Here is a 26,873-nt window from a genome sequence, read left to right on the forward strand (position 1 = left end):
CTTCTATTGAGCCGTTGGAGGATATAAATGTGGGATTATGATGTTTTAGTCCTAGGAGCCGGTCCAATCGGGTCCACACTCGCAAGACTTCTAGCAGAAAGGGACCTTAAGGTTGGATTGGTTGAGAAGAAAAGTATAATAGGCTTACCACTCCAATGTGCAGGTTTAGTATCTTGGAGGATAAAAGAGGTTAACATACTACCAGATGAGTTTATAATAAACAGGATAAAAGGAGCGATTATACATTCACCATCAAATCATACTCTAAAAATCTCCAAGGATGATGTGGAAGCTTATGTAATTGACAGGATATCCTACGACCAATACCTAGCAGAAGAAGCTGTCTCCAATGGGGTTGAACTTTTAAAAAACAGTAAAGTGACAAAAGTCGACTATAATCAGGGCAAGGTAACAATAAAGGGGCATGATATACTTTCAGCTCCCATAATCGTCGATGCAATGGGCTTCAAACCTGGACAGAGAGGATTCAAGGCGAAACAATATCTCGTAGAATTCCAGGATACTACAATGGATCCAGAATTCCTCGATTTGAAAATCGACGCAAATATTAGTCCAGGTTTCCTCTGGAGGATACCCCTATCAGAGACAAGGGCGAGGATAGGCTTCTTCTCAGAATCTAGAAAATCCTGGGATTTCCTGGTCAAGTTTATAAAAAGTTTTTCACCCCACTTCAATATACTTAAAAGATACTATGGTAACATACCAGCACCAGACCCCAATAGAAAACTATACAAAGGCAGATGCATCTTTATAGGGGATTCAGCAGCCCAAGTAAAACCAACAACAGGCGGGGGCCTAATACTAGGCTTCAAAGCGGCTAAAATAGCAGCTGAAACAATAGAAGAGGCCATAAACCATGATGATTATAATATACTCAAAAAATACCATGAAAAATACCATGAAATCCACGACAAAGAAATCAAAAATCAGCTCAGAATACAGAAAACCTTTAAACTCCTAGAAAACGATGAACTAGACAATATAATCCTAAAAATAAAAGAAAAAAACCTCAAGGACATCATAATAGAATATGGGGACATGGACAATCAAACACCACTAATACAAGAATTCCTAAAGAGAGGCCTCCTAACATCAATAATACCATCCTTCATCTGGAAAAAGGTGACAAAAATATGGAAATAGCCTTGATACTATCAGGAGAACACAAAACACTACCTCCAAGTGAAGTCAAGAGCCTACTAGAAGCAGAAAATACAAAATACAAGATAAAATATCACAGAGACAAACTAATGATCCTAGAAATCCAAACAGATAAAATCCCCAACCTATCTAGGCTAGCCTATACCCATGAAATATCCCAGGTCATATCTAAGACCACACCCAGAAAATTTGAGGAGAAAATAAGATCCATACCATGGGAAAAAATAATAGAGGACAACTTCGCAGTCAGAGCAAAGAAAATAGAAAAAACAACCACAGATTCGCCAATAATAGAAAAAAGGACAGGCACAATTATAAAAAAGAGCCACCCTCACTTACAAGTAAACCTAGAAAGCCCAAAAACACTAATCCGCCTGATGATAGAAAAGGATAAAATATTTATCACAAAAAGACTTTATAAAATCGACAAGAAACACTTCAACGTTGCAAAGCCCCATAAAAGACCATTCTTTTATCCAGGGTCCATGAGTCCAAAACTTGCCAGATGCATGGTCAACCTTTCAGGTGTCCGAAAAGGGGAAAGACTACTCGACCCCTTCTGTGGAACAGGGGGCATACTCATAGAAGCGGGCATAGTAGGTGCAAAGATTATAGGAGCTGATATAGACCCTAAAATGATTAAAGGGACTGAAAAAAACCTTAAATATTATGGTATAAGAGATTATGAGCTTATAATGGCCGATGCCAGAAGTCTTAAACTTGAAAAACCTGTGAAGGCCATTGTAACTGACCCACCCTATGGGATATCCGCCTCCACCCGGGGAGAAAAACAAGAAAAACTTTATAAGGAATTCCTAAAAACAGCAAAATACAACCTACAAGAAGATGGCAGAATATGCATAGCAACACCACATTACCTTCAACTAGAAAATATAACAGATGAATTCAAAATAAAAGAAAAACATGCTATAAGAATGCATAAAAGCCTTACTAGGCTAATATATACACTAGAAAAAGATTCTGGGGGTTCACATCATTGCAAGTGAAAATATTAGATACAACACTTAGAGACGGTGAACAGACACCGGGAGTTTCATTAACACCAGAAGAGAAACTTAGAATAGCATTAAGATTAGACGATCTCGGTGTGGACATCATCGAAGCAGGATCAGCCATAACATCCGAAGGCGAAAGAGAAGCCCTTAAAAAGATTGTGAAAGAGGGATTAAACGCTGAAATATGTAGTTTTGCACGCGCCCTACAAGTAGATATTGACGAGGCACTAAAATGTGATGTTGACAGCATACACCTAGTAGTCCCAACCTCCGAACTACACATTAAAGATAAACTCCAAAAACCCCCAGGCGAGGTAAAAGAGAAGGCAATAGACTCCATAGAATATGCTAAAGACCATGGATTAATTGTAGAATTTTCAGCCGAGGACGCCACGAGAAGTAACATGCAATTTCTAAAAGAAATACTAGAGGAGAGTATAAGTGCAGGGGCCGATAGAATCTGCGCATGCGACACTGTAGGAATCCTAACACCCGAAAGAGCCTACGAATTCTATGGCGAACTTTCAAAGCTCAAAGCACCGCTAAGCGTGCATTGCCACAACGACTTCGGACTCGCGGTCGCAAATTCACTTATGGGCCTAAGGGCTGGTGCAAGTGAAGTGCACGCAACCATAAATGGTATAGGTGAAAGAGCAGGTAACGCAGCCCTCGAAGAAATCGTAGTAGCCCTTTATTCACTCTATGATGTTAAAACCAACATTAATACAAAAATGTTATATGAAACCTCCAAGATGGTGGCGAGACTCACAGGAGTATACATCCAACCCAACAAGGCCATTGTCGGTGAAAATGCATTCGCCCACGAATCAGGCATACACGTAGATGGTATCCTCAAAAAAGCTGAAACATATGAGCCCATAACACCCGAGCTTGTGGGTCGTAAGAGAAGATTTGTAATGGGCAAGCATATCGGGAGCAGCGCATTGAAAGAAAAGTTAGAAGAATTCGATTTTAAAGTTGATGAAAAACAGTTCAAACAAATATTTGAGAGGGTTAAAAACCTGGGTGACATGGGCAAGTGTGTAACAGATGTGGACCTCCAGGCAATAGCAGAAGATGTGCTAGGCATAGTTGAGGATAAAATGGTGAACCTTGAAGAGGTTACAGTAGTATCAGGCAATAAATTGACGCCAACAGCATCAGTAAAACTAAGAATAAATGAAAAAGAGATCCTAGAGGCTGGTGTGGGCGTGGGACCTGTTGACGCTGCCATAGTAGCCATAAAGAAGAGTTTAGAGGATTTCGCGGATATAAAATTGGAGGAATACCACGTAGATGCTATAACAGGAGGTACCGACGCCCTCATCGACGTGATAATAAAGCTCAGATACAAGGACAAAATCATAAGTGCAAGAAGCACACAACCAGACATTATAATGGCCAGTGTAGAAGCATTTATAAGTGGAGTTAATCGACTACTAGCAAACGAAAAAAAGAAGAAAACATGAAAATAAAAATTCTAGGATTTAAAGGCGAAATAAAGGATATAAATGAAACGCTAAATATCCTGGAAGGTGATGGTATAGTACAATTAATGGATGCCAGGGCAGTGGCTGGTAAAGAGCACGTGTTACATGCCACAACACATGCAATCAAGGCGTTCGAGAGGGGAGAGAACATAGCAAATGACTTAGGCTTGGAAATATGCTTAAGGACAGCGGCCACAAGACAAATAAGCAAAGCCCTCAAGATGGTGGGCCTCAAGGAGGGGCCAATGGAGATATGCGCAGTCCTCATAGACTCTGATAAATTAGATACATTATCAAGGATGTTCAAAAGAGACGACAGCGTCCTCAGACCAGACGAAAGCTACCTTAAAAAACTTTATAATCTTACAGAGAATGAAATAGAACTTGTAGGTGTTACAGGTGCTCTTATGGAGCGCACAACCCTCCTCATCCTCGAATCATAGACTCTATACAGCCTATCAGATCATCAAGATTATCCTTTGTGATGGATTCAACCTCTAAATTTTTTATTTCCACTGCCAGGGCCTTCTTCTTCAAACGATCATAATTGGGGCAGACAGTTAGAATATTCCCACCATCCACTTTTATAATTTTACGGAGTCTTCTAGCATCCCCAACAGGATCCTCTGTGGGTATTATTATGTTCACCCCCCTTCTTTTTGGATGATATACCCTTTCTAGCCTACTTTTAAGGTATTCTGTGGCTTCAAGGAGTTTTTTAAGTGTTTGAGGTGCCTTTTTAAGTTCCTCGTTTATTGCTGCTGGTAGATAAGGGTCAACTTTCAAAATCCTCAAAATTACACTATCCTTGAATATTCCCCGGTTAGAGGTTGCTATGAAGCCTCCACCACCAGCATTAACTATCTTAGGAGATCCTGTTGATGCTATTATAACATCATTATATTCACTATTACATAAACGGCCGAGGGGGTCACCTATGCTTCCTGAAGCGTCTTCGACGAGAACCACACCATTCTCAGAGCAGATATCATAAATTTCTTTCACCGGCTGTTCAGCCGTATAACCGGCAAAACTTGTTAAAAAGAGTGCTGAAGGCCTATTTTCCCTGATTGTGTCTTCGAGTTCTCCTGGTTCTATTATGCCAAGTCTAGTTTTTAATGTTATCGTTTTTTTACCGAGGAACTTGGGGATTTGTTTGAAGCCTCTCCAACCACCTTCATCTGGTATGAGGAAGGGTGATGGTAGATTGCTCATAACGGCTAATAAGGCGGCGTTCCCACTGTTCACTATTTTAACAATATTATGGCCGGTCAGTTCAGATATTCTATTTTCAACTTCTTTTAGGATCTTGTCTGCTTTGGATGGTTCCATCGCGACTCTGCATAGAGCTCTTCTCGCAGCCTTTGATGTTCTTCTAAATTTAAGGTCCAATAGTCTTTATACCTCCTTTTGTGAATTCGTCGAGGCTTGCCTGCCTATCAGCTTCCTTGAGGAGGCGGCTTTCCCTTATATACTCGCCGAGTTCGAATTTTAAACGCCCCCCAACGTACTTTAACACGCCCTTAAGGGTGTTAAATTCCATGGGGGCCTGTTTCATGGCGTTTTTCACGTTCTCGCGTACGTTGAACACTCCCAGTGGGATGTAACCTTTGTATGCTTCCCTTAATACTATTGCACCAGCCTGTTTTTCTTCACGGTCAAGGGCGTCAAGCACAGCCATCTTCGAACTGTAATAACAGCCCCCAACCCTAGAATATTCCCTTTTCGAATCTCCAATTTCATGATCAGAGAATATAAGCTTTTCCGATCCTAGGACGCCTAAGAAAACTTCTATCCACTCATACCGCCATCTTGTAGGTGTTAATATTATAATATACTTGTTTTTAAAACTTTCAAACTCATGCACTCGGTAGGAATCGATAATATCATAAGTTTGGATCCTCCTGAGGAGTCTGTCTGCTAGTATGCTGTCACAGGCTGTTATGGACCAACGGGTGGGTACGAGCTTGCGCCTACTTTCAACACCGAGAGCCCCCACTGACAGGCTCTTCTGGATGGAAGAGAATGGTACCCCCGTCCTATATAGCTCATAGATTGCATCAGCTGCTCTAAGGTCGGTATCATAATAGGCACTTTCAAGATGCCGATCCCATCTCACATTATCGGCTTCGAAGTATTCTAGTGGGGCGCTAGGCCCATGTGGTGGATTTTCATCACCGAAAAATTGTATTCCCCGCGGTTTATGTGAGAATAGCACTTCACTATCAACAGGGGATTTGGCAAGTGTTATCTCTTGAAGTTTTTCCACCAATCTGTCATCAAAGTCTTTAACATGGACTCTCTGCTTCCCCCTTACGAGGTTGAGGCGATATCCTATGATATCCTGGAGAGTTTTACCCTTTGGTATCCATTCCTCTGGCAGATCCATGAGATGAACATCACCCCCATGGGATGTTACAAGGGGTCCTGCATAGACCTTTGGATAATTATAACTTCCAATAAAAACTGATGGGGGTGTGGATCCTTCCATTTCCTTCTCAAAATTTGATGATCTCAGTTTAATGTTCTTTGTAAGCTTTTCAAGGTATAGATACTTTGATTTTATCATTAGAAAAATTTTATAGAAACTTTATCCTAATATAATCATCGTATGAAATCCACTAAAGAGGTTATAATAGGAAGGTTGCGGAAGAAACTTAAAGATGCTTTATCCATCGATGAAATAATAGAATTACTTTCAAATATACCATACTTTGACTGGGTTGGAATATACATTCTAGAGGGTGAGGAACTCATATTAGGCCCATATAGGGGTCCTGCCACGCCACATATCAGGATACCATTAAATAGGGGAGTGTGTGGGAGAGTTGCGAGGACTGGTAGGGCATCTATCATTGATGATGTCCTATCAGATGATGATTATCTTCAGTGTAATGAGAGTGTTAAATCTGAGATAGCTGTCCCTATAAAAAAGGATGATAGGATCCTTGGAGTTCTTGATGTTGACAGTAACAGGCCAGCTGCCTTTGACGAACTTGACAAGAGCCTACTTGAGGAGGTTGCATCAATAGTCTCAAGGCTCCTCTAAACATTGAGGTTTTAACCTTTGAGTACTATTATGTCTGGGCGTGAAGTTATACTCCCAAGTTCTCTTTTGCATCTTCCACAGAATCTTCTGGCGGTTATGCCAACGACCATATAGGTTCCTGGGAAGTTTCTCGCATATATCATGTCCACCTTAAGGCCCAACTTTCCTAGGATATCCTTTAAGGTTCTTGTTATTTTTTTGTGGAAGACTTCTGCTTCTTCTGTTTCAAGGCCTCTGAGGTCTGCGAGCAATCCTCTGCAGCCGCATGCCATGTTAAATATTTTAACCTCGGGGACAAATATTGTCCTCCCACTCAGATCCTGGAGTGTGTCCTCTATCCTATCTCGTGCATAGGACAACTCTTTCAAGGTTTTGTTCATTATAAATCCCTTCTCCTAAGGATTAATTCCTTGGCGAGGTTTTCACAGAAATTACATTTATGGCATGATTTCTTGCAAGTTTTCCATTGTTTTATGGCGCCCTCGAGTTTCTCGTTCGGTATGTAGAAGTGGTCTCTTAACTCGTTTGGGCAATCCAACAATTCTAGGAGGTTGCCCTTGTGATGTCCTTTGGTGTAACTTTTCATGGTGTCTATTATCCATTGTGTGGTGTTTGCCCGGCCGGAAATTTTTATCATGTCAATGCCTATCTTCTCATATTCAGGGATATCCTCTGGTCTTATCCACGGGGATCTTATTATGAGGGTGGGTTCTCTAACCCGTAGTGAAATACACTTTTCGAAATAATAGTCTCCCATGATGGCTATTTGGGGTGAAGCAGTAATATGTGAGAATAAGTTAAAGTGTGAGTAACGGAACGGGCACTTGTAGAGGCATGCTTCATTGGCTATGACTTTGAGTTTACAATCTGTAGCTTCTCTTATAGCCTCCAATAAGTTGAAGTGTCTGTTTATGTTCGTGTCAACTGTTATCTCATCCGCTCCTAAATCTTCGAAGAATTTGGCCCTTTGGGGTGAATCCACATGGGCTATGCATGATACCCCAACTTTCAGACCCTGTAGTTCCTTTGATATCATCTCCACCAAGTAAGGGTCTGAGACTATGACCATGTCCACGTTTAGGGTCTCTAATTCTTCTAGGTACTTTCTGAATATGTTAGAACCATTGGAGGTTAGGTGTTGCCCTGACAAGCATGAAGAGTTTAATATGAGTTTGAATTTGATGTTGTGTCGGTGTGCATAGGATGCTTGTCTTCCAATATCCTCTAGTAGGGGTGAATGTAGTGTTGCCCGGCCGCTGCCCATGTACTCGGATGGGCCTGCCATGTAAACTTCGTCTATGCTCCCTTTCAATTCTTTTATGATCTGTTTGAGGGATTCTGCGTCTCCTGGCAGTGGGGTGCTAAACTTCATCATTGATTATCATATGCTACTATCACAAATATAATAATTATGATAATAAAAAGATGAGAGTTATTATTATGCAAATTCTATGGTGCTTGGAGGCTTATCACTCACTGAAAGGGCTACATGTGTCACCTCGGGTATTTCAGAGGTTATGCGTTTAGATATCCTCCTTATTAGGTCCCATGGTAATTCTGGTACCCTTGCTGTCATGGCGTCTATTGATTCCACCATCCTTAAAACTACAAGATAGCCAAAGTCTCTCATATCACCTTTCACGCCTGTGGCCATTGTATCAGTGAGTACCGCGAAGTATTGCCAGAGCCTCTCATCTAATCCCGCGCCTATTACCTCCTCCTCCACTATAGCATTAGCCTTTCTACATATCCTAATCTTTTCAGGGGTTATCTCACCTATTATCCTAACTGCAAGGCCCGGGCCGGGGAATGGTTGCCTCTTGATTATCTTATCAGGCAGGCCAAGTTCTCTGGCGAGAATACGGACTTCATCCTTGTAGAGTTCCCTTAAGGGTTCAACTATCTTCAGGACCAGGCCATGTGGTAGGGTCACGTTATGGTGTGATTTGATCTTCCCCTCACTTTCAATCCAATCAGGGGCTATCGTCCCCTGGACAAGGTACTCCGCGCCTATTTCCTCCGCAACCTCTTCAAAGACTTCTATGAACACTCTCCCGATTATCCTGCGCTTTTCTTCGGGGTCGGTAACTCCTCTGAGCTCTTCTAAGAATCTTTCTGATGCGTCGATGAAACGTAGGTTAAGGCGGCTGCTAAAGGTCTCTTTAACATAATCTACTTCACCCTCTCTCAGGAGGCCATGATCCACAAATACTGCTACTAGCCTATCCCCTATAGCTTTACTGGCGAGTACTGACGCGACTGAACTGTCAACACCCCCAGAGAGTGCTATTATAGCCTTACCGTCACCTACACGCTCTCTTATATCCTCCACTGCCCTTTTTATGAAATCTGATGGTTCGAACATTATTCCACGCCCTCGCATACTTTATAAAAGTTTTCGAATATCCTAGGACCCTCTGGTGTGTGATAGACTTCAGGATGAAACTGCACACCATAAAGTGGCCTTTTAACATGTTTCATGGCTTCTATCTCACATATACTTGACCTTGCAAGGACCTTAAAGTCCTCTGGTAAAACCTTCACCTCGTCCTTGTGAGAAGCCCATACACTCATATAGGGTCCGAGGCCCTTGAATATGTCATCCTCGTCTAGTATTTCTATTTCTATCTGGGCATACTCCTCGGCTTCCGCACTACCAACACTACCATTGAATGCCAAGGCCATGAGTTGATGTCCGAGGCATATGCCGAGTATGGGCACCCTGATCTTCATTATATACTCTATGGAATTGCCAGCCTCCTCTAATGAAGGTCCCCCACCTATTATAATCCCTGTGGGTTCATGCTCTAGGAGGACGTCAACTGGGATATTATTAGGTATCATCTTCGCGGGTATATTAAGGTATCGTAGCGTCCTATAGATCCTATGATTATATTGTCCATGGTTATTCACAATGAATATCATACTCACACTCCCATTGGAGGGGGAAACTATTAAATTATATGAATTCCCACATAAGTTATTATGAGACTGCGAGATATTATATATTTGATAGTAGCAGTAATACTTGCAATTATAGCATTCTATGTCCTCATATGGTTGCTGCCAGTTATAGTGATCCTCATAATAGCATATATTATCTACATCTTCCTCAAGTCAGGAGACTAGAAAAAGAATATGGAAGTATACGCCACGACACACAAGGGATTAGAAAGGATAACAGCAGAGGAAATCCAAGAACTCGGGGGTAAAATAGAAAAATATGGCAATGGTAGAGTCTATTTTAAGTGCGATGAAAGGTTAATCAAAAAGTTAAATTACCATGCACGCACTTGTGAAAGAATCATAGTACTACTCAAATCCGCGAAGATCACACAACTTGAAGATATCTACAAGGAAGTTAAAGACATTGATTTCTCATTTATAAGGCCAAGTGAAAGTTTCGCTGTAAGATCGAAGAGGGTGGGCGTCCACGATTTCAATTCTATGGACATTGCAAGGGTAGCTGGTGACGCTATCATAAAAAGCTACCAATCTTCCAGGAAAAAACGCCTCAAAGTAAACCTAGACTCCCCTGATAATATAATTAGGGTTGAACTAATCCACGACCTTCTACTAGTAGGCGTTGACACCACTGGGGACAAGGGCCTTCATAGGAGGGGCTACCGGGTATACCAACACCCAGCACCACTCAACCCGACAATAGCAGCCGCACTCCTCAGAATCTCCAATTGGAGGCCGGAGAAGATACTAGTAGATCCCATGTGCGGCAGTGGGACGATACTAGTCGAAGCAGCCCTCATGGGAAGCAACATCCCCCCAGGCCGCATCAGGGAGGGTGGAAAACTCACATTCAACCATAAACTTAAAATTATAGGCATTGAAAAGTTCAGAAAACACGTTAAAGGCTGCCAGGAGACACTATCAAGACTTGGAATAGATTTCATCAAAGTCATACAAGGTGACGCAGAACACCTAGACAAGTATGTCCAAGAGGCTGATCTTATCGTTACAAATCCACCATATGGTATCAGAGTCGGGAGAAAATCTATTATTAAAAAACTCTACCATAACCTCCTCAGAACCGCGAAGAACATACTCACAGAAAATGGGAGTATAACACTCCTAACACCGCAAGAAAAAATCCTAAAAAGTACAGCTACAAAACTAGATTACAAATGGACTGAAACCCCAATAGTCTATGGTAACCTTCCAGTGAAAATATTCAAATTAACCCAGGAGGGGAGGACTTGGCCATAAAATTGTTAGTGGTTGAGGATGAGAGCATAGTAGCCCTTGACATTAAACATAGAGCAGAATTACTAGGCTATAAGGTTGTAGGTATAGCAAGTTCAGGGGAGGAAGCCCTGAAACTTACAAGGGAGAAGAAACCAGACATTGTCCTCATGGACATAGTGCTAAAAGGGGAGATGGATGGTATAGAAGCAGCGGAGATAATAAAAAGGGAGTATGATATTCCTGTAGTGTATCTCACAGCCCATTCTGATAAAGAAACCCTTGAAAGGGCAAAACTGACAGAACCATTCGGTTACATTATAAAACCCTTCGAGGACCGGGAACTACACAGTGTAATTGAAGTGGCCATCTACAAGCATATGATGGATTCAAAACTCAAGATGAGCGAGAAAAGGTACCGTAAATTGGCAGAATCTTCCCCAGATCCGATCATACTCTTGGACAAGGCTGAAAGGATAATGTTCCTCAATAATGCCTTTGAAAGGATTACAGGGTTCCCCAGGAAAGAATGTTATAAGAGGCATGTGAAGATCCTCGAAGAAATAGGTATTATCACCGGGGGAGAATTCAAGAAGTTCATAAACAAACTTATAAAACCATTCAAAGACCGTCTAGATAATCCAGTACAAGTAAAAATAAAAGACAAGGATGGGAAAGAACACTACCTTGAATTATATGCTTCCACAATAAAAAATAATGGGGAAAATTTTATACAAATCATAGGACATGATATAACAGCAAAAATGGAAGCCAATAAAAGAAGATTAAAGTTGATCAGGGAAAAAACAAGAAGAGAATTATATGGTTTCCTCCTATCAGCCATCCCAGTATTCGCATCAACAGTTCCCCCACAGCTAAGAAATATTATAATAAAAAATTTCGGGGACAAATTCGAAAAAAACCTCAAACCCTCATTCAATGAACACATGAAAAGAAAGGGTTTACTATCCCAGATCAAAACAGGGAAAATAGAAGACGCCAAGAAAATCTTCAAAGCCTATATATCATGGTTAGAATCATTCCTAAAAAACCTTGGAATAAAAACAAGAACAAAAGAAGAGGAAGACCATTACAAATTAGAGTTTGTAACATTCCCTTGGAGCGATAATACCCATATAAATCCCATCTTTTCCCTCATGTTCAGGACAATACTCATGAGAAGTTTCACATGGACAAAACTCAAAGGTAATGTAATACAAACATCCAAGAAGAAAAAAATGGAATTCGAATTCCACATATAAAAATAGGGAGGCGCTTGAATTGGGAGAACTTGAAAAACTTCAGAGAATAAGTACAGGTATAAAAGACTTGGATGAGATATTGGGGGGATTCCCAGTAGGCCGTAGCATACTCATAACAGGTGATGCTGGCTCTGGCAAAACGATAATGAGCTTGCAATTCGCTATAAAAAGTGCAGAGAATGGTCTCAGGACAGTCTATATCACAACAGAAGAGGATGAAACCGACCTCAATTTCCAGTGTAATTCCTTTGGCTGGAACATAGCACCATTAATCGAAGATGGTAGACTGAAGATAATGAGCCTCGCCGCTACAAGGGCCATAATTACAGAAGCCGAGATAAAAATTGGTATCGAGTCGATTAATCAAGACATTGAAAGACTCCTAGAAGAGGTTCCACCAGATACTAGAGTGCTTATCATAGACAATCTTGGAAGCCACACTGGCAATTTAACACCCTATGAGTTCAGGAATAGATTCGATTTCTTCGTATATAAATTGAAAGAAAGGAATATAACGAGTCTAATAATACTTGATAGCGCAACAGCCAGAGAATTTAATGAGATAGCATTATTCTCAGTCTATGGTGCTATAAACCTCATAAAGAGGGAGAACCCCTACACTGGGAGAAGAGAGAGGGTCATGGACATTGTTAAAATGCGTAGTACAAGAACCCCAGTCGACTTCATACCCTATAGGATAGGTGAAAATGGGATTGAAATAATAGAAAAAGTAAAATACGAATAAGGGCCTATAGGCGTTCAAGGGCCTTTAAGATGAGCCTAACACAATTTTTAATATCATCCATGCTCGCAACACCAACTGGTGTGTGAATATACCTTGTAGGTACTGAGACAACACCAGCTGGTATACCCGCACGAGTCAAATGTATCGCTGTTGCGTCTGTCGTACCACCCTCACTCACCTCCAACTGCACAGGTATATTCTCCTCCCTTGCAGTTGAAAGAAGCCAATCCCTGATCTTCTTATGGGTTATTATACCCTTACCACTCGCATCAGTCAAGATTATCGCCGGCCCCTTACCTAGCTTGGCCGGCGCATCCTCCTCTTCCATGCCAGGATGATCCCCTGCTATTGTAACATCAACTGCCAAGGCCATGTCAGGATTCAATTTAAATGCCGATGTTCTCGCACCTTTAAGGCCTACCTCTTCTTGGACTGTGCCAACACCATATATTGTTGCCCGGGTTTCAGCAGCCTTTAGCACCTCTACTAGTATGAGGCAGCCTATCCTATTGTCAAGGGCTTTACCAGTGAATAGTCTGTTTGGGAGTTCATTGAATGGTGCTTTGAATGTTACAGGGTCCCCCACCCTTACGAGTTCTTCTGCATCTTCTCTCGAGGCCGCCCCTATGTCTATGAACATTTTCTCATAACTTGTAACCTTTTTTCTCTCCTTTGGTTTCATCCTATGGGGTGGCTTTGAACCTATAACCCCTGTTACTGGACCCTTTTTCCCATGGATTTCTACTTGTTGGTTGAGGAGCATCTGATCGTTTATCCCACCAATCTTTGAAAATTTTATGAAACCCTTCTTGTCAATGTAGCGTACCATGAGGCCTATCTCATCCATATGAGCTGCTAACATTATACTAGGAGCTTCAGGGTCTCCTTCTTTGACCATTATAAGGTTTCCGAGGTTGTCCTCTTCTATATTATCTACGCGCTCTTCTAGTTCATCTTTCATTATCTCTCTTATCTCATCTTCGAAACCTGATATGCCATTGGCTTCTGATAAACGCTTCATCAAATCAAACATTTTAATCTACCCCACTGATTTGATTAGTATGAGTATCCCAATGATTATCAAGAGGACCTGTGGCCAAAAGCGCAGGTAGACTACAGGTACTATGCCCAAGGCGACAAGGAGCCAGAGAGTACCGATGAGTATGAATATGCCTCCAAGGTAGACTCCCCATCTATGCTTGGGTTTCTTCTTTTTAATTTCGATCTCCTCTGCCAATAATATCACCTCTGATAATGATCTGTCCATCCCCCTAATAATCCTATATTATGGGGGGGGTAATTATTTTATAGTAAAGGTTGAAGATCTATTTTTTATATGGTTGAGAAGGGGCATCCACGTTATAAATCATTGAAGTTGCGGGAAAAGATCCTAGAAGCCTACCATAAAGGAGTGCTCGCAGATGCTGGTATCATAGCCCATGGTAGAGGAGAAGCCTTCGATTATCTTATAGGTGAAAAAACGAGAAAACCAGCAGCCCGGGCCATTAAAGCAGCCGCAGCACTATTATTACTGGCCAAGAATCCTGTACTGTCAGTGAATGGTAATACAGCTGCTCTTGTCCCAGAGGAGATAGTTGAACTTGCAAGACTATTAAATGCAAAAATAGAGATAAACCTTTTCCACAGAACACCCAAGAGGGTTAAACTCATAGAAAAAATACTCAAAGAGGCCGGTGCAGAAGAAGTGCTCGGAACAGAGGACGAAAAACTTAAACATCTCAAAGGCATAAAGAGTCCAAGGGCCACAGCAAGTCCAAGGGGCATATACATTGCAGATGTCGTCCTAGTACCATTAGAGGATGGGGACCGGGCAGAGGTGCTTAAAAAAGCCGGTAAAGCCATTATAACCGTGGATCTCAACCCTCTATCAAGAACATCCCAGAAGGCTGATATAAGCATCACAGATAACATAGTAAGGGCCATCCCCCTCCTCATAAAATACGTGAAAAAATTAAAAGATTACAAAAAGGATGAACTAAAAAAGATCCTAGAAGGATTCAACAATAAAAAGAACTTGGAATATATGCTACGTTTAATAGACCTTCAAAGGATGCGAAAACTTTAAGGGGAGACCAGATGAAAATCATAGGATTAGCTGGGATGCCAGGATCCGGTAAAGGAGTAGTATCAAGTATTGCAGAGGAGATGGGCTACCATATAATACGGATGGGTGACATCATAAGAGAAGAGGCGAAGAAAAGAGGCGAAGACCCAGGCAAGACAGCAGTACGCCTAAGAAAAGAACATGGAGAATATATAATAGCGGAAAAATGCATCCCCAAAATAGAAAATATCAAAAACGGGAAAATCCTAATAGAAGGTATAAGAAGCCCCCATGAAGTTGAAATATTCAAAAAACACTACAAGGGATTCAAAGTAATATCAATATTCTCAACCCAAAGGACAAGATTCAAACGCCTCCGAAAAAGGGGTAGAAAAGATGATACAAAAAACTACAAAAAATTCGTAGAAAGAGACCAAAGAGAACTAGGATTCGGCCTCGGAGACGTTATAGCAACATCAGATTATATTATCATAAATGAAGGCCCACTACAGAAATTCAAAGAAAACACGAAAAAATTATTAAAGAAGATTACAAGAAACTGTTAAGGTGGAATACCCCCAATGGAATGTGAAGTTAAAATCAAAACCCGGATAAACGCAACAGAAAACCCCAGGAAAGTACTAGAAAGCGTGCTTAACATATTCCCTAAGATAGAAATCAAAGAAACAGACAACTTAATCCAAGGCGGAGGTGGAATAGAAGTCCTAGAAGAACTCAGAGAATCACTAGAGGAGAGGAGAATCCGCTCAACAGCAAGAAAAATATTATACGAAAACCGTATAGGCCTAAAAACAACATTCTACCTCAACAAGCAGGCTGCGTTCATAGGAAAAGTTAACATATTAGAAGAGGAAATATCACCTCTCGGTGATATAAAAGTAGAACTCATATCAGAGAACCTAAAAGAGGTTATAGACTGGCTAGCACCCAAAATTGAAGACGAACCCCAATCAAACTAGCCCTTATCCACGAGTATAGCATCTTTTATCTCTAAAATGCCACTGTCATTGAACCACTTCTTCTCAAACTCAAGGATTTCTATCCTTTTTTTGAATATTGGCCCGTCAAGGACGAATGTCTCGGCTTCACCACCCTCAAATGCTAAATGTACACCATACCTCTCATTCAAATCCTTTAATTCTGTGAGCATCTTATAGTCTATTTCACGTCCAAGCCAAGAACTGTCAAGGCCTTCAGCTGCAACTGCAGTCACTATAACTTTAAACCCCAAATTTAGGATTTCCATCATATACTCCCAAGGATTAGCATGCCAGAGTGGCGTTTTTGAAACGAGTCCAACCTCCCGGCAGAGTTTGTCGATCCTTGACCGCTGGTAATCGGAGGCAATAGCTCCAGAATATAACACTTCGACTCCGCGTTCAACAAGCACCTTTAAAAGCTTCTTAAGATCCCCGAGCTCTTCTTCTTTTATTCCACTCGTCACGCCCTCGATTAATGGTATGCCAATAGCCTTGGAGGATAAACGCGTCCACTTTATATTAGGGACATGGAACATGTACGAATATGGGTTATCTGAAACCATAGACACCAGATACCTTACATTGTCATGTTCCATGGCCTTGTAGAGTGCCATTGTACTATCCTTGCCACCAGAATAGAGTACTGCAGCATCCAAAGCTTATCTCCCCAATTTTCTCCTAATTGCAGCTAGGAAAGCCATGATACTATCTATGAATATGCCCGCAAGGCCCGTTAAAATCCCGATTAAACCGCAGGATACCACCACAGCAGATTTAGGGGGCATTGAAGCCTTTAAATTTTCAATTTTTTCCTCTACCGGCCCCTTAATAGAGGATATTGCAATACCCTTGGATGAAAGATATTCCCTTAAATTGTTGATTTTATTTGCATTGGTGTCAATTGACACACGCACTACACTATACTTTGTGTAGATGCCACCTGTTAGGATAAGCCAGTCAGATATCCTGTCAATGGTAGCCTGTGGGTCTCCCCCTTTAATCCCACATAGGATAGTACCTCTAGGATCTACCTTACAGTATGTTACATTGGAATCGATAACTGGGATCCCATTCTTTATTAGTTCACCGCGTTCACTAGTAAAATTATCAGTTTTTAAAAAAATATATTCTATTTTAATATCCTTAACGCCTTCCACGCCTCTCACATCATCTATAAATTCTTTGATGTCAACATCATGCGACAAGTCAACATAAACAGTCTCAGGAGCGTTGGAAGTGGCCTCATAGAAGCCCCTGACTATTTCTGGTATATCGTCATATATTGGTGAGATGAAAAATGTGCCGCCGATAACACCAACCATGAACCCAATGAATATAACAAATAGTATGTTCCTTTTACCCACAACTGGAGTCATAAGACCCACAGAAAATACAAAGACTAGAAGTATTATGAAGAGTATGAGCATCATCAAGGTTACTAGGAGATCCATAATTTTGCATCCTCCCGCTTTAACTTTTTATCAATAAAGTTTATCTTTTTTATGATAAAATTCCTGGCTAAGAGTGGGCTTAAATGCTTGGGTAGGCTACTCCCATATATATAGTACAAGTTTCACTGGGATTTTATTATATCCTTGACCATGAAGCACCCTTACGAGTGTTATGTCAAAATCAGCTTTTGGGTCAGATTCTACTTGGAGCCATAATTTCATGTCAGGGCCGCCGCCCTTATCCAGAACCTTTTTGATGTCATCATCAACTGGTATGAACGCGCCCACACTGAGGTCCCTAAACTTTAACCATCCAGGCTGCCCATAAATGCGATCCAACTCATCATTTATAGCATCCCGCCTTTTTTTATCATCGAAGTCTCCATAGGTGTCGTTTACAACAGCATCACCATCAGTAAACCCATAATCAGCACTTCTAACCCCTGTATTGGCGTCTATTCTCAAATAATAATCATATAATTCAAGATCGGTGTAATTAACATAAAAGCTTGAATTTGGATTAGAACTTGTTGTCACATTCCCAGGACCCACATATATTGGAGGGTTCCCAGCTTTTGAATACCATAGGAATGCATTTTGCCCTGGATGGGCTGGGTTAATATGCATCAAATCTACCATGCTAAAGATAACCTCCCCTGGGACCAACATACAACTTCTATTTGCAACAGCCACCTCCGTAGCATTTGAAGGTGGTGGATTCCCAATTTCAATTATTGGGGTGGAATCATTGGCCCTTACTATAACCAGATAATAATTATCAGTGTGGACTAAATTTTTCAAAAGTTGAGGATTATATTTAAGCCCCCCTATTTTTTTGTGAAGCAGGAAATTGGGGACTGGACATCCACGATCAATAACTGCAAGGCCTGGAAGCGTGTTAGCAGGTGGAGAATTTCCCCTTTCCCAATGTTGGGGTTCTCCCGGGGATTTAACTAGATAATCGGCGGCATCGGTTACGGTTCTCTCCAGGCTTTGCCGGCCTACAAAATCTTCCATTTTATATGAGAATATTTCCATCTGATCTGTTATCATCCCAAATACTATGGTTACTATGATTAGAGCTAATAAAACATCAGTTGTGAATGTCATTCCTTTATCATCCACTTTTTAGCCACCTATAGCTTGATTTAAGTTATTGAAAAAGTTTCTAACATTAGTTTCTGCTGTTGTATTATCTGTAGCGGTTGTGTTGATAAATATCAAGGTTACAAAGGAGTATTCATAGGCTTCCTTGTGTCTAGTATTTGATTTAATCACATCTATTGTCACATTAGCCGTTATAGTTATCCTATACCTATAGTATATTATATTAGTTTGATTATCTTGTGTTCTGCCGTCATATGTATAAGTTACTTGGATCCCATTACTGAATGGAATATATCCAGACTCATTACCTATGTTAGGAGTCATGGGATAGTTATTGCGTTTTACTTCCACAGAATCCACAACATACCTATATGCATCCTTGTAGATGTTCTCGCTTATATTATTATTAAGGTTGCTCAAGTTCCCGGCGAATAGGCTGGCCTCATCATACCTGTATGTTTTATTGTATAGGTTATCTGCGAATCTGCTAGTCTTTTCTTCTATGTCATTGCGAATACTATCAAAGGTGCGGAATACCACATCTGATTTAACGAATGTGCCTGGGATCTGCGAACCCTCCTCTTGTAGGGAGAGTGCTATGGGTATCATTATCATAAGGGGTATTAATAGTAACATTCCAACCCCTGAGAGCACATATCCTTTTTCATCCATGTTTATTCACCACATATATAATGTGAAGGTAATACCACCATAGCCTCTTGTAGCAGAATATACGCTTCTATCACTTGGCATGGTTCCACTGCTTATTAGTGTATCATAGGTGCCACTGCTACTATTATAGTAGGTTAGATTATAATTCATCCTGAAACTGTCAAGTAGTGGTTTCAGATCTTTTTGCGCGGCAGCTTTGGCCCCGCTGGCCTTACCAGCGCTTATATTCTCTGCTATTGTCATAAGATTAGTGTCACTTGGTTTCTCCCCGTGGAGAACCAGTAATTCTATAGCATCCTCCGCAGTATAATATGGGGCCTCGTGGGGTACTTCTAGGCTGATGCTTGCTATTGTTGTGATTATTATGAAGACTGGGATTAGCATTAGGATGCTGTCGATGGTGAATATGAAACCTTCATCGTTCATGTGACGTTCACCACCTCTACTGTGTAGTTGTATCTACCTTTCACAAGATCTCCTGTCACTTGCTTGCCTATCGTTTCCCCTATGGATTCTAGGACCTTCCCTTTGATATAATTCATTTCATTGTATGTTAATCTCTTCTTGCTGTATACCGTGATTGTAATTTTACCATCCTTGAATGTTATGTTCTGGAATCTTATGAGATTACCTGTTCCATTGTATGCTAGGTCGTTTGTGGCTTCTATGGTCCCTGTTTTCGCTGCGCTCATAACCTGGTCAAGTTCTAGGCTGCTGCCGGCCTGGGATGCTATGATTATAGCAACTACTAATATGAATCCTGTTAATAGGACGAATTCGGCCGATATTTGCCCTTTATATTCCCTCATGGTGCAACCTTTCTTATTTTAATAATACCATCTTCATTGCAAATATTGTAGGTTTCATTGGGTTTCATTGTGATGGTATCAATATTATCTGCTTTGGGTATCAGGTAGGATATGGATTCCTTGTTATTGTATTTGACCACTACAGCCACTTTACCATTTAAGTTTATTATTTTTATCTCATAATTGAGATCTCCAGGTAATGTTATGTTTAGTTCGTCTCCAGAGCCTTGTGCATATACCATGTTTATGGATCTGGCCACGTTTTCACCCACCATTTTGGCCTTGGCGAATTCTGTGCTCTTAGCAGAGTCGATACCCGTGCTAACAAAGCCTATAATCCCTGAGATGATTATTAGTAATATTAGTGTGGCTAAAAGAAAATCTGTAGATAAAACCCCTCTCTGATCCATAATCTCTCCCACACCATAATCTTTTTATCATATTTTATATAAATTTTTCCAGGCATTATAATGATGATTTTTAAGAGATCTGAACTCCCTTTATGTGAAAAAGGTGATTGGATTTCAGATTTTGAGTATTCAGTTTGAATTTTGGTCAAAAAGATATGAAGCCTAACAAAGGGTATATTTTTATTCTTTTCCTATTATCTTTTTAGGCTTACTTTCCCTGAATAGTGAACTTTCGATTGATAATTTCACTATGTCGTGTTCCTTGACCTTGAAGTCGTTGTTTTCCACAATGTAAATGTCGGGTTTTACATTAGCTCTTATATCATAGTCTACCCTTACCTGTGACGTGTTTTCACCAACTTCTATAACCTCGCCGAAGGTATAATCCCTGTAATATCTTACCCTGAATATTATGAAAATGGCTGCAACAGCGACCAATGCAAATATTAACACTCCAAGCGAAGGCAATAATGTGAATGAGAACAGACTATAAATAAGGGGATTGTTCGCAACTATAATTATCAAGAAGCCTACTGCAATATACATTAAAAAAAAGTCTCGATAGGCCTGAAAATCATCAGGATACATTATCTTAATCTGATAATATAAGATATATGCCACCAATAGTATGAGGATTATGCTAACAGGAAGGAATATGAAAAGTGAAAGAATATTAAAGGCGTATAATATTGATGTGATAATGAATGCTGCCGCGGATACCTGAAGCTTCAAAACAGCATTCTCCTTTTCACCAGGGTCAAAAAAAACATCCCCACTAATATTCTCCTCACCCTTTTCACTTGTCACTTGACTTTTGGATGCTCTTTCCAATCCAAGTTTTATCCCGGAGACCTTCTCTTTAACATTCCCTGATTTTATCCTCTCGGGGAGTTTTACAAGTTCTAGGACAAGGGTGCCTAACAATCTAAAAATTGTTATAAATATTTCACCCAAAGTTGAAAAAAACCCCATCTATTCCCCCCGTCAGGAGACCTTTGAAATCGTGATCACTATATTCGCGTTTCTATTTGGCCAATGGACAACGGCTTTATACCAACCCCTATTTAAGGTTGGACTATTGAGTGTGATGTTACCATATTCTGTGGTGGCTTTTATAGTCTTTACTGTGTTGTTACTTAGGGTTAAACTAAAATATATTACCTTGTTGGCCTGATCAAAGCCTATTGTCCCATTCCGGGGTACGTAGAATGTTACTGTTCTCTTGGCTCCGGGTCCATTAGCATATACTATGTTAGCGGCGTTCGCAATACTTTCAACCGCAACCTTTGCATCCGAAGCCCTTGAAACATCGTTACTGGCATCTATTGCCATTCCTACTAGGGGTATTGTCACAGTCCCAAGTATTAATATGGTTATTAGGATTAGCATAAGATATTCAAACGAAACCTGGCCTCTATCATCCATCCTTATCACATGTCTCTTTTTATAATCTAAGGTATATTAGCTTATCCCCCTTATAATGCTAAGGACCTTTAAGAGTAACATTGCAAGATCCCCTATAAATAGAGATAATAGCAAGCCTATGAATATCGCAGGGGCGAATGGAACACCCCTCTTTATCCTAACCTTCCCTGGGATCTTCCCAGTCTTTGAAAGTTCAACTAAGAGTTTTATATCCTTTTTTGTGAGGCCTGCGGCCATGGATGCTAATACGAGTTCCCCCGGGCTTTGGAGGGTTCCGGTTTTCGCAGCCTCTTTTAATTTTTCTAGGAAACTTTTATCATCAAAATAATATTGCCCGTCTTTTTTATAAAGTTTATAAGCTAGTATCATACCCTCTTTGAGGTCCTCTATTTTTATTTCATCTTGTAGGGCTTCTCTGGCCACTTTCCCTAAAAGTTTCCTTATAACTTGTAGTAGGATTATGGAAGCCCATAGGATCAGTATCCCGGTTATTGTCAACTTTGGGTTCTGATATATGGAATATAATGTTATGATGGCTATTATAGCAATTTTTGGTTTCATTGGTAGCTTAGATATCATCATTGTAAGAATATAGATTACTATCAAGGTTAATATGATGATCTGAAATTGTAGAATGGATGTTATCATCAATGTCAAGGTTATGGCCGATGTTATTATGAGGGAGAGGATTAGACTGTTCTTATAGTCTTTTATAGGTTTTAGAAGCTCTTCTATCAGATGCTTTTTTTGTTTTAATCCGATATAAAAGACAAAGATGATGAGGAATGGGAGCATGCCCAATATACTGTTAATTATTAATGTTAGGGGGAATGGATATGATGCTATGATAGGAAATGGCACCCCATGGATAGAATATCGTAACAAGGATGGTTGGAATGGTAAAAGCGCGGCAAGGCCCGTGAATAATTTAACGTCGCCACCAGCCCAGGCACCCAACCTTCAAAAAATATAACAGATCATGAATATCATACCAGTGAATATAAGTGCAAAAGCAAAAAAGAGAGGATCTCCCATATTATAGGAAAATATGGCATCTAGTAGTATGCCAAGGCCTATAAGTGGGAATGTTAACCTATTAGGGATTATACCTCTCTTGAGGTCACTATATGCGGCGTATAGACTAGCTAACAATGCTACTAAAACCGGTAAAATTGGATACATACGATCACAGCCTATTATTTTGCAGCTGCTTCTAGGAATGATATGAAGAGTGGGTGTGGCCTGTTTGGTCTTGATTTGAATTCTGGGTGGAACTGGCATCCAAGATACCAGGGGTGATCCTTCAACTCTATGATCTCTACCAGGAAGTCGTCTGGTGTTGTCCCAGCTATTATAAGCCCTTCCTTTTCTAGTTTTTCCCGGTATTCGTTGTTGAGTTCATAGCGGTGCCTGTGCCTTTCACTTATAAGATCTTCCTTGTACGCCTTGTGGGCGATTGTTCCAGGTCTTAGTTTGCATTTGTAGGCTCCTAGGCGCATTGTACCCCCCATCTTCTTTATCCTCTTTTGTTCTTCCATCATGTCAATTACTGGATATGGTGTTTCTTTGTCAAATTCTGTGCTATGAGCACCCTCAAGGCCTATGTAGCGTGCGAATTCTATTACCATGCATTGCATTCCAAGGCATATCCCAAAGAGTGGGACCTTTTCTTCCCTGGCATACTTTGCAGCGTATATTTTACTCTCGATCCCCCTTTTACCAAAACCTCCTGGTATGAGGATCGCGTCAAATCCCTTAAGTTTTTCTTTGCTTATCTTTTCATTGGTGCTTATCCATCCTATCTCCACCCTTTTGCCAAGGTGGGCTGCGGCATGCCTCAAAGCCTCCCTTATACTCATATAGGAGTCTTCAAGTTCCACGTATTTTCCTACTATGCCCACTTTTATTGTGGGTTCTTTTATCTTGAGGGATTCCACGATCTTGGCCCAGTCTGAGAGGTCAGCAGCCCCTTTAACATCCAATTTTATCCTATCTATGATATATTCTCCCACTTTTTGTTTGTTGAGTACTAGTGGGACCTCGTATATTGATCGGACGTCAGGGGCGTTTATTACGGCTTCTTTTTTAACGTCGCAAAAGTGTGCTATCTTCTCTTTTATCGGGGAGGTTATCGGTGTCTCGCTCCTGCATATTATCATGTCAGGGGTTAGGCCGGTGCTGCGGAGTTCCTTTGTGCTGTGTTGTGTGGGTTTGGTTTTGAATTCTCCAGCGGCCTTAAGGTATGGTACATAGGTTACGTGTATGAACATGACGTTCTCGTATCCTTCTTCGTTTCTTAATTGTCTTAACGCTTCTAGGAATGGTTGGCCTTCTATGTCACCTACTGTACCGCCCACCTCTACTATTACAACTTCTGCTCTGCTTTTTGATGCTATTTTTCTGATCATGGATTTTATTTCGTCTGTTATATGGGGTATGATTTGTACACAAGATCCTAGGTATTTGCCTTTTCTTTCCTTTTCTATCACTGAAAGGTATACTTTGCCTGTGGTTATGTTGGATTCTCCTGGTAGGTTCACGTCGAGGAAGCGTTCGTAGTGTCCGAGGTCTAGGTCTGTTTCCATTCCATCTTCTGTTACGAAGACTTCACCGTGTTGGTATGGGTTTAGGGTTCCTGAGTCCCAGTTGAGGTATGGGTCGATTTTTATAGCCGCGACCTTTAACCCATAGGATCTTAGTATTCTCCCGATTGATGCTGCTGTTATACCCTTGCCAATGGAGCTTACAACACCACCAGTTACAATTATATACTTTGCCAGGATAATCAACTCCCTATAAGCTTATCTAGGAGCTTCCAGGCCACTGACAGGCCTAGACTGCCCCTTTTTGCGGATTCTTCATCATATGAGCTTATATTGTCCTTTTTTATGTTTTCGCCGCAGATGGCGTATGGTACTGGGTCTTGGGTGTGTGTACCCACTTTTATGGGTGTGGGATGATCTGCTAGTAAAGTTAAACGGAAACTATTATATGATGGCAGCTCATCTAGTAGTGGGCCTAGTATCTTGGAGTCGATATTTTCAATGGCTTTTATCTTCTCTTTTATGTTTCCTGCGTGTCCTGCTTCATCAGGAGCCTCTACATGTATGAAGATTATGTCATGATCTTGGAGTGCCTTTATTGCATATTTGCCCTTTGCCTTATAATCAGTGTCTAGGTAGCCGGTAGCTCCTGGTACGTTAATGTTATCTAATCCTAGGTAGACTCCTAAGCCTTTTATCAGATCCACGCCGGTTATTGTAGCACCCTTGAGACCATATTTTTCTTCTAGTGTCTCCATTGTGGGTTTTTGGCCTTGTCCCCATAACCATATCATATTCGCTGGCCTTTTACCCATTTTAGATCTTTCTATGTTGGTGGGATGATCTTTAAGTATCCTCTGGGATTCTTTTATTATCTGTTTTATTCTTTCTGCTATTTTTCCGTTGGATGGTAGATGATCCTTTATAGGTTCTCCTACTATATCATGTGGTGGTTTGGTTTTGACTTTTAGGGCTTCTCTGCCTGGGTAAATGTATAGGTTCCTGTAACTTACACCTGTATAGAATCTGCCTATTTTGAAATGTTCGTTTAGGGTTTTTATCAGTTTTGAGGATTCTTTTGTACTTATATGATCGGCGTTAAAATCTATGAGGCGACCACCATAGACTGTTATAAAATTGCATCTGAAGGCGACATCGTCTTCTTTGAGTTTTACTCCTATACTCGCGGCTTCGAGGGGTCCTCGGCCGGTATAGTACTTTCTTGGATTGTAGCCCATTATGGCCAAGTTCGCAACATCTGATCCGGGTTCCATGCCATCTGGTATTGTTTTTAGGAGTCCGTTAGATCCTTCTTTGGCTACATGGTCCATGTGTGGCTTGTCAGCTACTTGTAAGGGTGTTTTTTCCCCGAGTTCTGGCAGGGGGTAGTCTGCCATCCCGTCTCCTATGAGTATCACGTATTTCATATTTTCTAAGATTGTCTGGATTTCCATATATTTATTATGTCTGTGAGTATTGCTGATGCTGTTTCGAGTGAGCCTGCGCCTTTGCCTATTACTGTTATCTCCCCTGCCAAGTCTGTGCGGAGAGTTGCCATGTTGAGAGTGCCATCAACAGCATATGGTGATGTTTCTTTCACTAGCCTTGGACCCACTCTTAGTATATCATGTGATATTTCTGCTATAAGCTTTATATGGTATCCGTCTTCCTTTGCGAGTTCTATGGCTTCTGGGGTTATCCTTGTGATTCCTGTAACCTCAACATCATCTAGGGTGCATTCTCGACCAAGTATAGCGTTTGCTAATATTACTGACTTGCATGCAGCGTCTAATCCTTCAACATCCTGTGTAGGGTCTGTCTCCGCTATTCCAAGCTCCTGGGCCTCTTTTAGTGTTTGTTCGTATGATGAGCCTTCGGCCGTCATCCTTGATAGGATGAAGTTGGTTGTACCATTAAGTATCCCTATTATAGATTCTATCCTAGAAGATGGGAGCGTTTCTTGGGCGAAGTTTATTATGGGCATGGCACCCCCAACTGAGGCCTCGAATTTAAAATTTACGTTATTTTCCCGGGCTAGGTCGATTAGTTCTTTGTAGAATAATGATAGGTGGCCTTTATTGGATGTTACAACATCCTTTCCATCTTTCATCGCCTTTGTTATGAGTGATTTTCCAGGTTCTCCTGTTATGATGTTTGTGGGTGTGACCTCTACGAGGCAATCATATTCGACCTCATCGAGTACTTGGAGGCCGTCTATGTTCTCATGGCCATGATCTGGGTAATAGGCTACGCTTCCCTTCTCTGATTTGACTTCTATGAGTTTCTGGGGGTCTAGTCCATCTTCTCGTATGGCAGCCCCTTTGGAGTCTGCGGCAGCCACTATATCAATTTTGAGGTTGTATTTTTTCTTTATTCTTTGTTGGGTTGAGCTTATAGCCTTTGCAACTCCTTGGCCAACAGCGCCAAATCCTATGATGGAAATTTTCAT

General features: G+C 40.9%; 34 protein-coding genes. 12 read left to right on the forward strand and 22 right to left on the reverse strand.

The features are described from left to right. Nucleotides 1-27: 27 nt before the first annotated feature. From DPC56_RS04940 to cgi121, 4 genes are read left to right on the forward strand one after another with little or no spacing between them, the layout of a single operon-like run. Complete coding sequence (locus DPC56_RS04940; RefSeq protein WP_112093967.1) at nucleotides 28-1,164, forward strand: geranylgeranyl reductase family protein; 1,137 nt, start codon at nucleotides 28-30, stop codon at nucleotides 1,162-1,164. Then, on the forward strand, nucleotides 1,155-2,189 hold the full coding sequence (locus DPC56_RS04945; RefSeq protein WP_112093968.1) for a TIGR01177 family methyltransferase: 1,035 nt from the start codon (nucleotides 1,155-1,157) through the stop codon (nucleotides 2,187-2,189). The genes DPC56_RS04940 and DPC56_RS04945 overlap by 10 nt, the downstream gene beginning before the upstream one ends. Further along, nucleotides 2,180-3,667 carry a 2-isopropylmalate synthase gene (locus DPC56_RS04950; RefSeq protein WP_112093969.1) on the forward strand — a complete coding sequence of 496 codons (1,488 nt, stop codon included), beginning with the start codon at nucleotides 2,180-2,182 and terminating at the stop codon, nucleotides 3,665-3,667. Before DPC56_RS04945 ends, DPC56_RS04950 begins: the two co-directional genes overlap by 10 nt. Next, nucleotides 3,664-4,131 carry a KEOPS complex subunit Cgi121 gene (cgi121, locus tag DPC56_RS04955; RefSeq protein ID WP_112093970.1) on the forward strand — a complete coding sequence of 156 codons (468 nt, stop codon included), beginning with the start codon at nucleotides 3,664-3,666 and terminating at the stop codon, nucleotides 4,129-4,131. Before DPC56_RS04950 ends, cgi121 begins: the two co-directional genes overlap by 4 nt. Here cgi121 and DPC56_RS04960 read toward each other — a convergent pair. Next, the gene (locus tag DPC56_RS04960; RefSeq protein ID WP_112093971.1) at nucleotides 4,115-5,080 is read right to left on the reverse strand and encodes a DegT/DnrJ/EryC1/StrS family aminotransferase; all 966 of its coding nucleotides are present in this window, start codon (nucleotides 5,078-5,080) and stop codon (nucleotides 4,115-4,117) included. The genes cgi121 and DPC56_RS04960 overlap by 17 nt on opposite strands. After that, the gene (locus tag DPC56_RS04965) at nucleotides 5,070-6,257 is read right to left on the reverse strand and encodes an Nre family DNA repair protein (protein WP_112093972.1); all 1,188 of its coding nucleotides are present in this window, start codon (nucleotides 6,255-6,257) and stop codon (nucleotides 5,070-5,072) included. Before DPC56_RS04965 ends, DPC56_RS04960 begins: the two co-directional genes overlap by 11 nt. A 42-nt stretch (nucleotides 6,258-6,299) precedes the next feature. Here DPC56_RS04965 and DPC56_RS04970 point away from each other — a divergent pair, with 42 nt between their 5' ends. Further along, nucleotides 6,300-6,737, forward strand: a complete 438-nt coding sequence (locus DPC56_RS04970; RefSeq protein WP_112093973.1) for a GAF domain-containing protein — start codon at nucleotides 6,300-6,302, stop codon at nucleotides 6,735-6,737. Nucleotides 6,738-6,748: 11 nt separating this feature from the next. On the opposite strand, the gene DPC56_RS04975 is transcribed toward DPC56_RS04970, so the two are convergent. The 4 genes from DPC56_RS04975 to DPC56_RS04990 form a co-directional block, all read right to left on the reverse strand. Further along, nucleotides 6,749-7,117: a DUF5402 family protein gene (locus DPC56_RS04975; protein WP_112093974.1), complete on the reverse strand. Its 369-nt coding sequence runs from the start codon at nucleotides 7,115-7,117 to the stop codon at nucleotides 6,749-6,751. Continuing rightward, a complete protein-coding gene (locus DPC56_RS04980) occupies nucleotides 7,117-8,112 on the reverse strand; it encodes a peptidase U32 family protein (RefSeq protein WP_112093975.1) in 996 nt (331 codons plus the stop codon). The genes DPC56_RS04975 and DPC56_RS04980 overlap by 1 nt, the downstream gene beginning before the upstream one ends. Before the next feature lie 63 nt (nucleotides 8,113-8,175). Beyond that, entirely contained in the window at nucleotides 8,176-9,102 is a 927-nt protein-coding gene (gene guaA, locus DPC56_RS04985; RefSeq protein WP_112093976.1) for a glutamine-hydrolyzing GMP synthase, read from the reverse strand. Next, entirely contained in the window at nucleotides 9,102-9,662 is a 561-nt protein-coding gene (locus DPC56_RS04990; RefSeq protein ID WP_112093977.1) for a GMP synthase subunit A, read from the reverse strand. Before DPC56_RS04990 ends, guaA begins: the two co-directional genes overlap by 1 nt. Nucleotides 9,663-9,722: 60 nt before the next feature. Here DPC56_RS04990 and DPC56_RS08340 point away from each other — a divergent pair, with 60 nt between their 5' ends. From DPC56_RS08340 to DPC56_RS05005, 4 genes are read left to right on the forward strand one after another with little or no spacing between them, the layout of a single operon-like run. After that, entirely contained in the window at nucleotides 9,723-9,866 is a 144-nt protein-coding gene (locus DPC56_RS08340; protein ID WP_220084817.1) for a hypothetical protein, read from the forward strand. Between the two features lie 9 nt (nucleotides 9,867-9,875). Then, nucleotides 9,876-10,958, forward strand: a complete 1,083-nt coding sequence (trm14, locus tag DPC56_RS04995) for a tRNA (guanine(6)-N2)-methyltransferase (RefSeq protein ID WP_112093978.1) — start codon at nucleotides 9,876-9,878, stop codon at nucleotides 10,956-10,958. After that, nucleotides 10,949-12,196 carry a methanogen output domain 1-containing protein gene (locus DPC56_RS05000; protein ID WP_112093979.1) on the forward strand — a complete coding sequence of 416 codons (1,248 nt, stop codon included), beginning with the start codon at nucleotides 10,949-10,951 and terminating at the stop codon, nucleotides 12,194-12,196. The genes trm14 and DPC56_RS05000 overlap by 10 nt, the downstream gene beginning before the upstream one ends. 19 nt (nucleotides 12,197-12,215) lie before the next feature. Beyond that, the gene (locus tag DPC56_RS05005) at nucleotides 12,216-12,941 is read left to right on the forward strand and encodes an ATPase domain-containing protein (RefSeq protein ID WP_112093980.1); all 726 of its coding nucleotides are present in this window, start codon (nucleotides 12,216-12,218) and stop codon (nucleotides 12,939-12,941) included. 4 nt (nucleotides 12,942-12,945) lie between these two features. On the opposite strand, the gene DPC56_RS05010 is transcribed toward DPC56_RS05005, so the two are convergent. Together DPC56_RS05010 and DPC56_RS05015 are read right to left on the reverse strand one after the other, a co-directional pair. Further along, nucleotides 12,946-13,974, reverse strand: a complete 1,029-nt coding sequence (locus DPC56_RS05010; RefSeq protein ID WP_112093981.1) for a M42 family metallopeptidase — start codon at nucleotides 13,972-13,974, stop codon at nucleotides 12,946-12,948. A 6-nt stretch (nucleotides 13,975-13,980) separates the two neighbouring features. Beyond that, the gene (locus DPC56_RS05015; protein WP_245923892.1) at nucleotides 13,981-14,208 is read right to left on the reverse strand and encodes a hypothetical protein; all 228 of its coding nucleotides are present in this window, start codon (nucleotides 14,206-14,208) and stop codon (nucleotides 13,981-13,983) included. 69 nt (nucleotides 14,209-14,277) lie between these two features. Here DPC56_RS05015 and DPC56_RS05020 point away from each other — a divergent pair, with 69 nt between their 5' ends. Genes DPC56_RS05020 through DPC56_RS05030 form a run of 3 tightly spaced genes read left to right on the forward strand, consistent with a single transcriptional unit; the run spans nucleotide 14,278 to nucleotide 15,986 of the window. After that, nucleotides 14,278-15,027 carry a 4-phosphopantoate--beta-alanine ligase gene (locus tag DPC56_RS05020; protein ID WP_112093982.1) on the forward strand — a complete coding sequence of 250 codons (750 nt, stop codon included), beginning with the start codon at nucleotides 14,278-14,280 and terminating at the stop codon, nucleotides 15,025-15,027. Nucleotides 15,028-15,038: 11 nt separating this feature from the next. After that, nucleotides 15,039-15,572: an AAA family ATPase gene (locus tag DPC56_RS05025; RefSeq protein WP_112093983.1), complete on the forward strand. Its 534-nt coding sequence runs from the start codon at nucleotides 15,039-15,041 to the stop codon at nucleotides 15,570-15,572. Nucleotides 15,573-15,587: 15 nt separating this feature from the next. After that, complete coding sequence (locus DPC56_RS05030; RefSeq protein ID WP_112093984.1) at nucleotides 15,588-15,986, forward strand: RNA-binding domain-containing protein; 399 nt, start codon at nucleotides 15,588-15,590, stop codon at nucleotides 15,984-15,986. Here the strand turns inward: DPC56_RS05030 and DPC56_RS05035 are convergent. The 14 genes from DPC56_RS05035 to DPC56_RS05095 form a co-directional block, all read right to left on the reverse strand. Next, on the reverse strand, nucleotides 15,983-16,663 hold the full coding sequence (locus DPC56_RS05035) for a diphthine--ammonia ligase (protein WP_112093985.1): 681 nt from the start codon (nucleotides 16,661-16,663) through the stop codon (nucleotides 15,983-15,985). The two genes, DPC56_RS05030 and DPC56_RS05035, sit on opposite strands and share 4 nt — an antisense overlap. Nucleotides 16,664-16,666: 3 nt before the next feature. Beyond that, the gene (locus DPC56_RS05040; RefSeq protein WP_112093986.1) at nucleotides 16,667-17,458 is read right to left on the reverse strand and encodes a hypothetical protein; all 792 of its coding nucleotides are present in this window, start codon (nucleotides 17,456-17,458) and stop codon (nucleotides 16,667-16,669) included. Nucleotides 17,459-17,554: 96 nt separating this feature from the next. Further along, nucleotides 17,555-18,583, reverse strand: coding sequence for a hypothetical protein (locus tag DPC56_RS05045; RefSeq protein ID WP_112093987.1), 1,029 nt, complete (start codon nucleotides 18,581-18,583; stop codon nucleotides 17,555-17,557). Nucleotides 18,584-18,586: 3 nt separating this feature from the next. After that, entirely contained in the window at nucleotides 18,587-19,237 is a 651-nt protein-coding gene (locus DPC56_RS05050) for a hypothetical protein (RefSeq protein ID WP_112093988.1), read from the reverse strand. Nucleotides 19,238-19,243: 6 nt separating this feature from the next. Next, nucleotides 19,244-19,663 (reverse strand): hypothetical protein, encoded by a 420-nt coding sequence (locus DPC56_RS05055; RefSeq protein ID WP_112093989.1) that lies wholly within the window; start codon nucleotides 19,661-19,663, stop codon nucleotides 19,244-19,246. Beyond that, nucleotides 19,660-20,046 carry a class III signal peptide-containing protein gene (locus DPC56_RS05060; RefSeq protein ID WP_112093990.1) on the reverse strand — a complete coding sequence of 129 codons (387 nt, stop codon included), beginning with the start codon at nucleotides 20,044-20,046 and terminating at the stop codon, nucleotides 19,660-19,662. The genes DPC56_RS05055 and DPC56_RS05060 overlap by 4 nt, the downstream gene beginning before the upstream one ends. Then, complete coding sequence (locus DPC56_RS05065; RefSeq protein WP_112093991.1) at nucleotides 20,043-20,456, reverse strand: hypothetical protein; 414 nt, start codon at nucleotides 20,454-20,456, stop codon at nucleotides 20,043-20,045. Before DPC56_RS05065 ends, DPC56_RS05060 begins: the two co-directional genes overlap by 4 nt. A gap of 180 nt (nucleotides 20,457-20,636) precedes the next feature. Next, nucleotides 20,637-21,380, reverse strand: coding sequence for a DUF2101 family protein (locus DPC56_RS05070; RefSeq protein ID WP_245923898.1), 744 nt, complete (start codon nucleotides 21,378-21,380; stop codon nucleotides 20,637-20,639). Between the two features lie 60 nt (nucleotides 21,381-21,440). Further along, nucleotides 21,441-21,881 carry a hypothetical protein gene (locus tag DPC56_RS05075; RefSeq protein WP_112093993.1) on the reverse strand — a complete coding sequence of 147 codons (441 nt, stop codon included), beginning with the start codon at nucleotides 21,879-21,881 and terminating at the stop codon, nucleotides 21,441-21,443. Between the two features lie 36 nt (nucleotides 21,882-21,917). Then, the gene (locus tag DPC56_RS05080; RefSeq protein ID WP_245923900.1) at nucleotides 21,918-22,838 is read right to left on the reverse strand and encodes an A24 family peptidase C-terminal domain-containing protein; all 921 of its coding nucleotides are present in this window, start codon (nucleotides 22,836-22,838) and stop codon (nucleotides 21,918-21,920) included. Nucleotides 22,839-22,841: 3 nt separating this feature from the next. Next, entirely contained in the window at nucleotides 22,842-23,063 is a 222-nt protein-coding gene (locus DPC56_RS08405) for a prepilin peptidase (RefSeq protein ID WP_245923902.1), read from the reverse strand. Nucleotides 23,064-23,077: 14 nt separating this feature from the next. Then, a complete protein-coding gene (gene pyrG / locus DPC56_RS05085) occupies nucleotides 23,078-24,670 on the reverse strand; it encodes a glutamine hydrolyzing CTP synthase (RefSeq protein WP_112093994.1) in 1,593 nt (530 codons plus the stop codon). After that, nucleotides 24,667-25,851 carry a cofactor-independent phosphoglycerate mutase gene (locus DPC56_RS05090; RefSeq protein ID WP_112094044.1) on the reverse strand — a complete coding sequence of 395 codons (1,185 nt, stop codon included), beginning with the start codon at nucleotides 25,849-25,851 and terminating at the stop codon, nucleotides 24,667-24,669. Before DPC56_RS05090 ends, pyrG begins: the two co-directional genes overlap by 4 nt. Nucleotides 25,852-25,856: 5 nt before the next feature. After that, entirely contained in the window at nucleotides 25,857-26,873 is a 1,017-nt protein-coding gene (locus DPC56_RS05095; protein ID WP_394339527.1) for a homoserine dehydrogenase, read from the reverse strand.

Origin of the sequence: Methanothermobacter tenebrarum (genome assembly GCF_003264935.1) — an archaeon.
In the GTDB taxonomy this organism is placed as follows: domain Archaea; phylum Methanobacteriota; class Methanobacteria; order Methanobacteriales; family DSM-23052; genus Methanothermobacter_A; species Methanothermobacter_A tenebrarum_A.

Excerpts from the sequence above, each read along its gene's own strand:
- DPC56_RS05050 (WP_112093988.1), bottom strand. The coding sequence starts at position 19,237 with ATGGATGAAAAAGGATATGTGCTCTCAGGGGTTGGAATGTTACTATTA.
- DPC56_RS05060 (WP_112093990.1), bottom strand. The coding sequence starts at position 20,046 with ATGAGGGAATATAAAGGGCAAATATCGGCCGAATTCGTCCTATTAACA.
- guaA (WP_112093976.1), bottom strand. The coding sequence starts at position 9,102 with ATGTTCGAACCATCAGATTTCATAAAAAGGGCAGTGGAGGATATAAGA.
- DPC56_RS08340 (WP_220084817.1), top strand. The coding sequence starts at position 9,723 with ATGAGACTGCGAGATATTATATATTTGATAGTAGCAGTAATACTTGCA.
- DPC56_RS04980 (WP_112093975.1), bottom strand. The coding sequence starts at position 8,112 with ATGATGAAGTTTAGCACCCCACTGCCAGGAGACGCAGAATCCCTCAAA.
- DPC56_RS08405 (WP_245923902.1), bottom strand. The coding sequence starts at position 23,063 with ATGTATCCAATTTTACCGGTTTTAGTAGCATTGTTAGCTAGTCTATAC.
- DPC56_RS05020 (WP_112093982.1), top strand. The coding sequence starts at position 14,278 with ATGGTTGAGAAGGGGCATCCACGTTATAAATCATTGAAGTTGCGGGAA.
- DPC56_RS05090 (WP_112094044.1), bottom strand. The coding sequence starts at position 25,851 with ATGAAATACGTGATACTCATAGGAGACGGGATGGCAGACTACCCCCTG.
- DPC56_RS05095 (WP_394339527.1), bottom strand. The coding sequence starts at position 26,873 with ATGAAAATTTCCATCATAGGATTTGGCGCTGTTGGCCAAGGAGTTGCA.
- DPC56_RS05030 (WP_112093984.1), top strand. The coding sequence starts at position 15,588 with ATGGAATGTGAAGTTAAAATCAAAACCCGGATAAACGCAACAGAAAAC.
- DPC56_RS04945 (WP_112093968.1), top strand. The coding sequence starts at position 1,155 with ATGGAAATAGCCTTGATACTATCAGGAGAACACAAAACACTACCTCCA.
- DPC56_RS04990 (WP_112093977.1), bottom strand. The coding sequence starts at position 9,662 with ATGATATTCATTGTGAATAACCATGGACAATATAATCATAGGATCTAT.
- cgi121 (WP_112093970.1), top strand. The coding sequence starts at position 3,664 with ATGAAAATAAAAATTCTAGGATTTAAAGGCGAAATAAAGGATATAAAT.
- trm14 (WP_112093978.1), top strand. The coding sequence starts at position 9,876 with ATGGAAGTATACGCCACGACACACAAGGGATTAGAAAGGATAACAGCA.
- DPC56_RS04965 (WP_112093972.1), bottom strand. The coding sequence starts at position 6,257 with ATGATAAAATCAAAGTATCTATACCTTGAAAAGCTTACAAAGAACATT.
- DPC56_RS05025 (WP_112093983.1), top strand. The coding sequence starts at position 15,039 with ATGAAAATCATAGGATTAGCTGGGATGCCAGGATCCGGTAAAGGAGTA.
- DPC56_RS05015 (WP_245923892.1), bottom strand. The coding sequence starts at position 14,208 with ATGGACAGATCATTATCAGAGGTGATATTATTGGCAGAGGAGATCGAA.
- DPC56_RS04975 (WP_112093974.1), bottom strand. The coding sequence starts at position 7,117 with ATGAACAAAACCTTGAAAGAGTTGTCCTATGCACGAGATAGGATAGAG.
- DPC56_RS04970 (WP_112093973.1), top strand. The coding sequence starts at position 6,300 with ATGAAATCCACTAAAGAGGTTATAATAGGAAGGTTGCGGAAGAAACTT.
- DPC56_RS05055 (WP_112093989.1), bottom strand. The coding sequence starts at position 19,663 with ATGAACGATGAAGGTTTCATATTCACCATCGACAGCATCCTAATGCTA.
- DPC56_RS05065 (WP_112093991.1), bottom strand. The coding sequence starts at position 20,456 with ATGGATCAGAGAGGGGTTTTATCTACAGATTTTCTTTTAGCCACACTA.
- DPC56_RS04940 (WP_112093967.1), top strand. The coding sequence starts at position 28 with ATGTGGGATTATGATGTTTTAGTCCTAGGAGCCGGTCCAATCGGGTCC.
- DPC56_RS05040 (WP_112093986.1), bottom strand. The coding sequence starts at position 17,458 with ATGGATCTCCTAGTAACCTTGATGATGCTCATACTCTTCATAATACTT.
- DPC56_RS05075 (WP_112093993.1), bottom strand. The coding sequence starts at position 21,881 with ATGGATGATAGAGGCCAGGTTTCGTTTGAATATCTTATGCTAATCCTA.
- DPC56_RS05010 (WP_112093981.1), bottom strand. The coding sequence starts at position 13,974 with ATGTTTGATTTGATGAAGCGTTTATCAGAAGCCAATGGCATATCAGGT.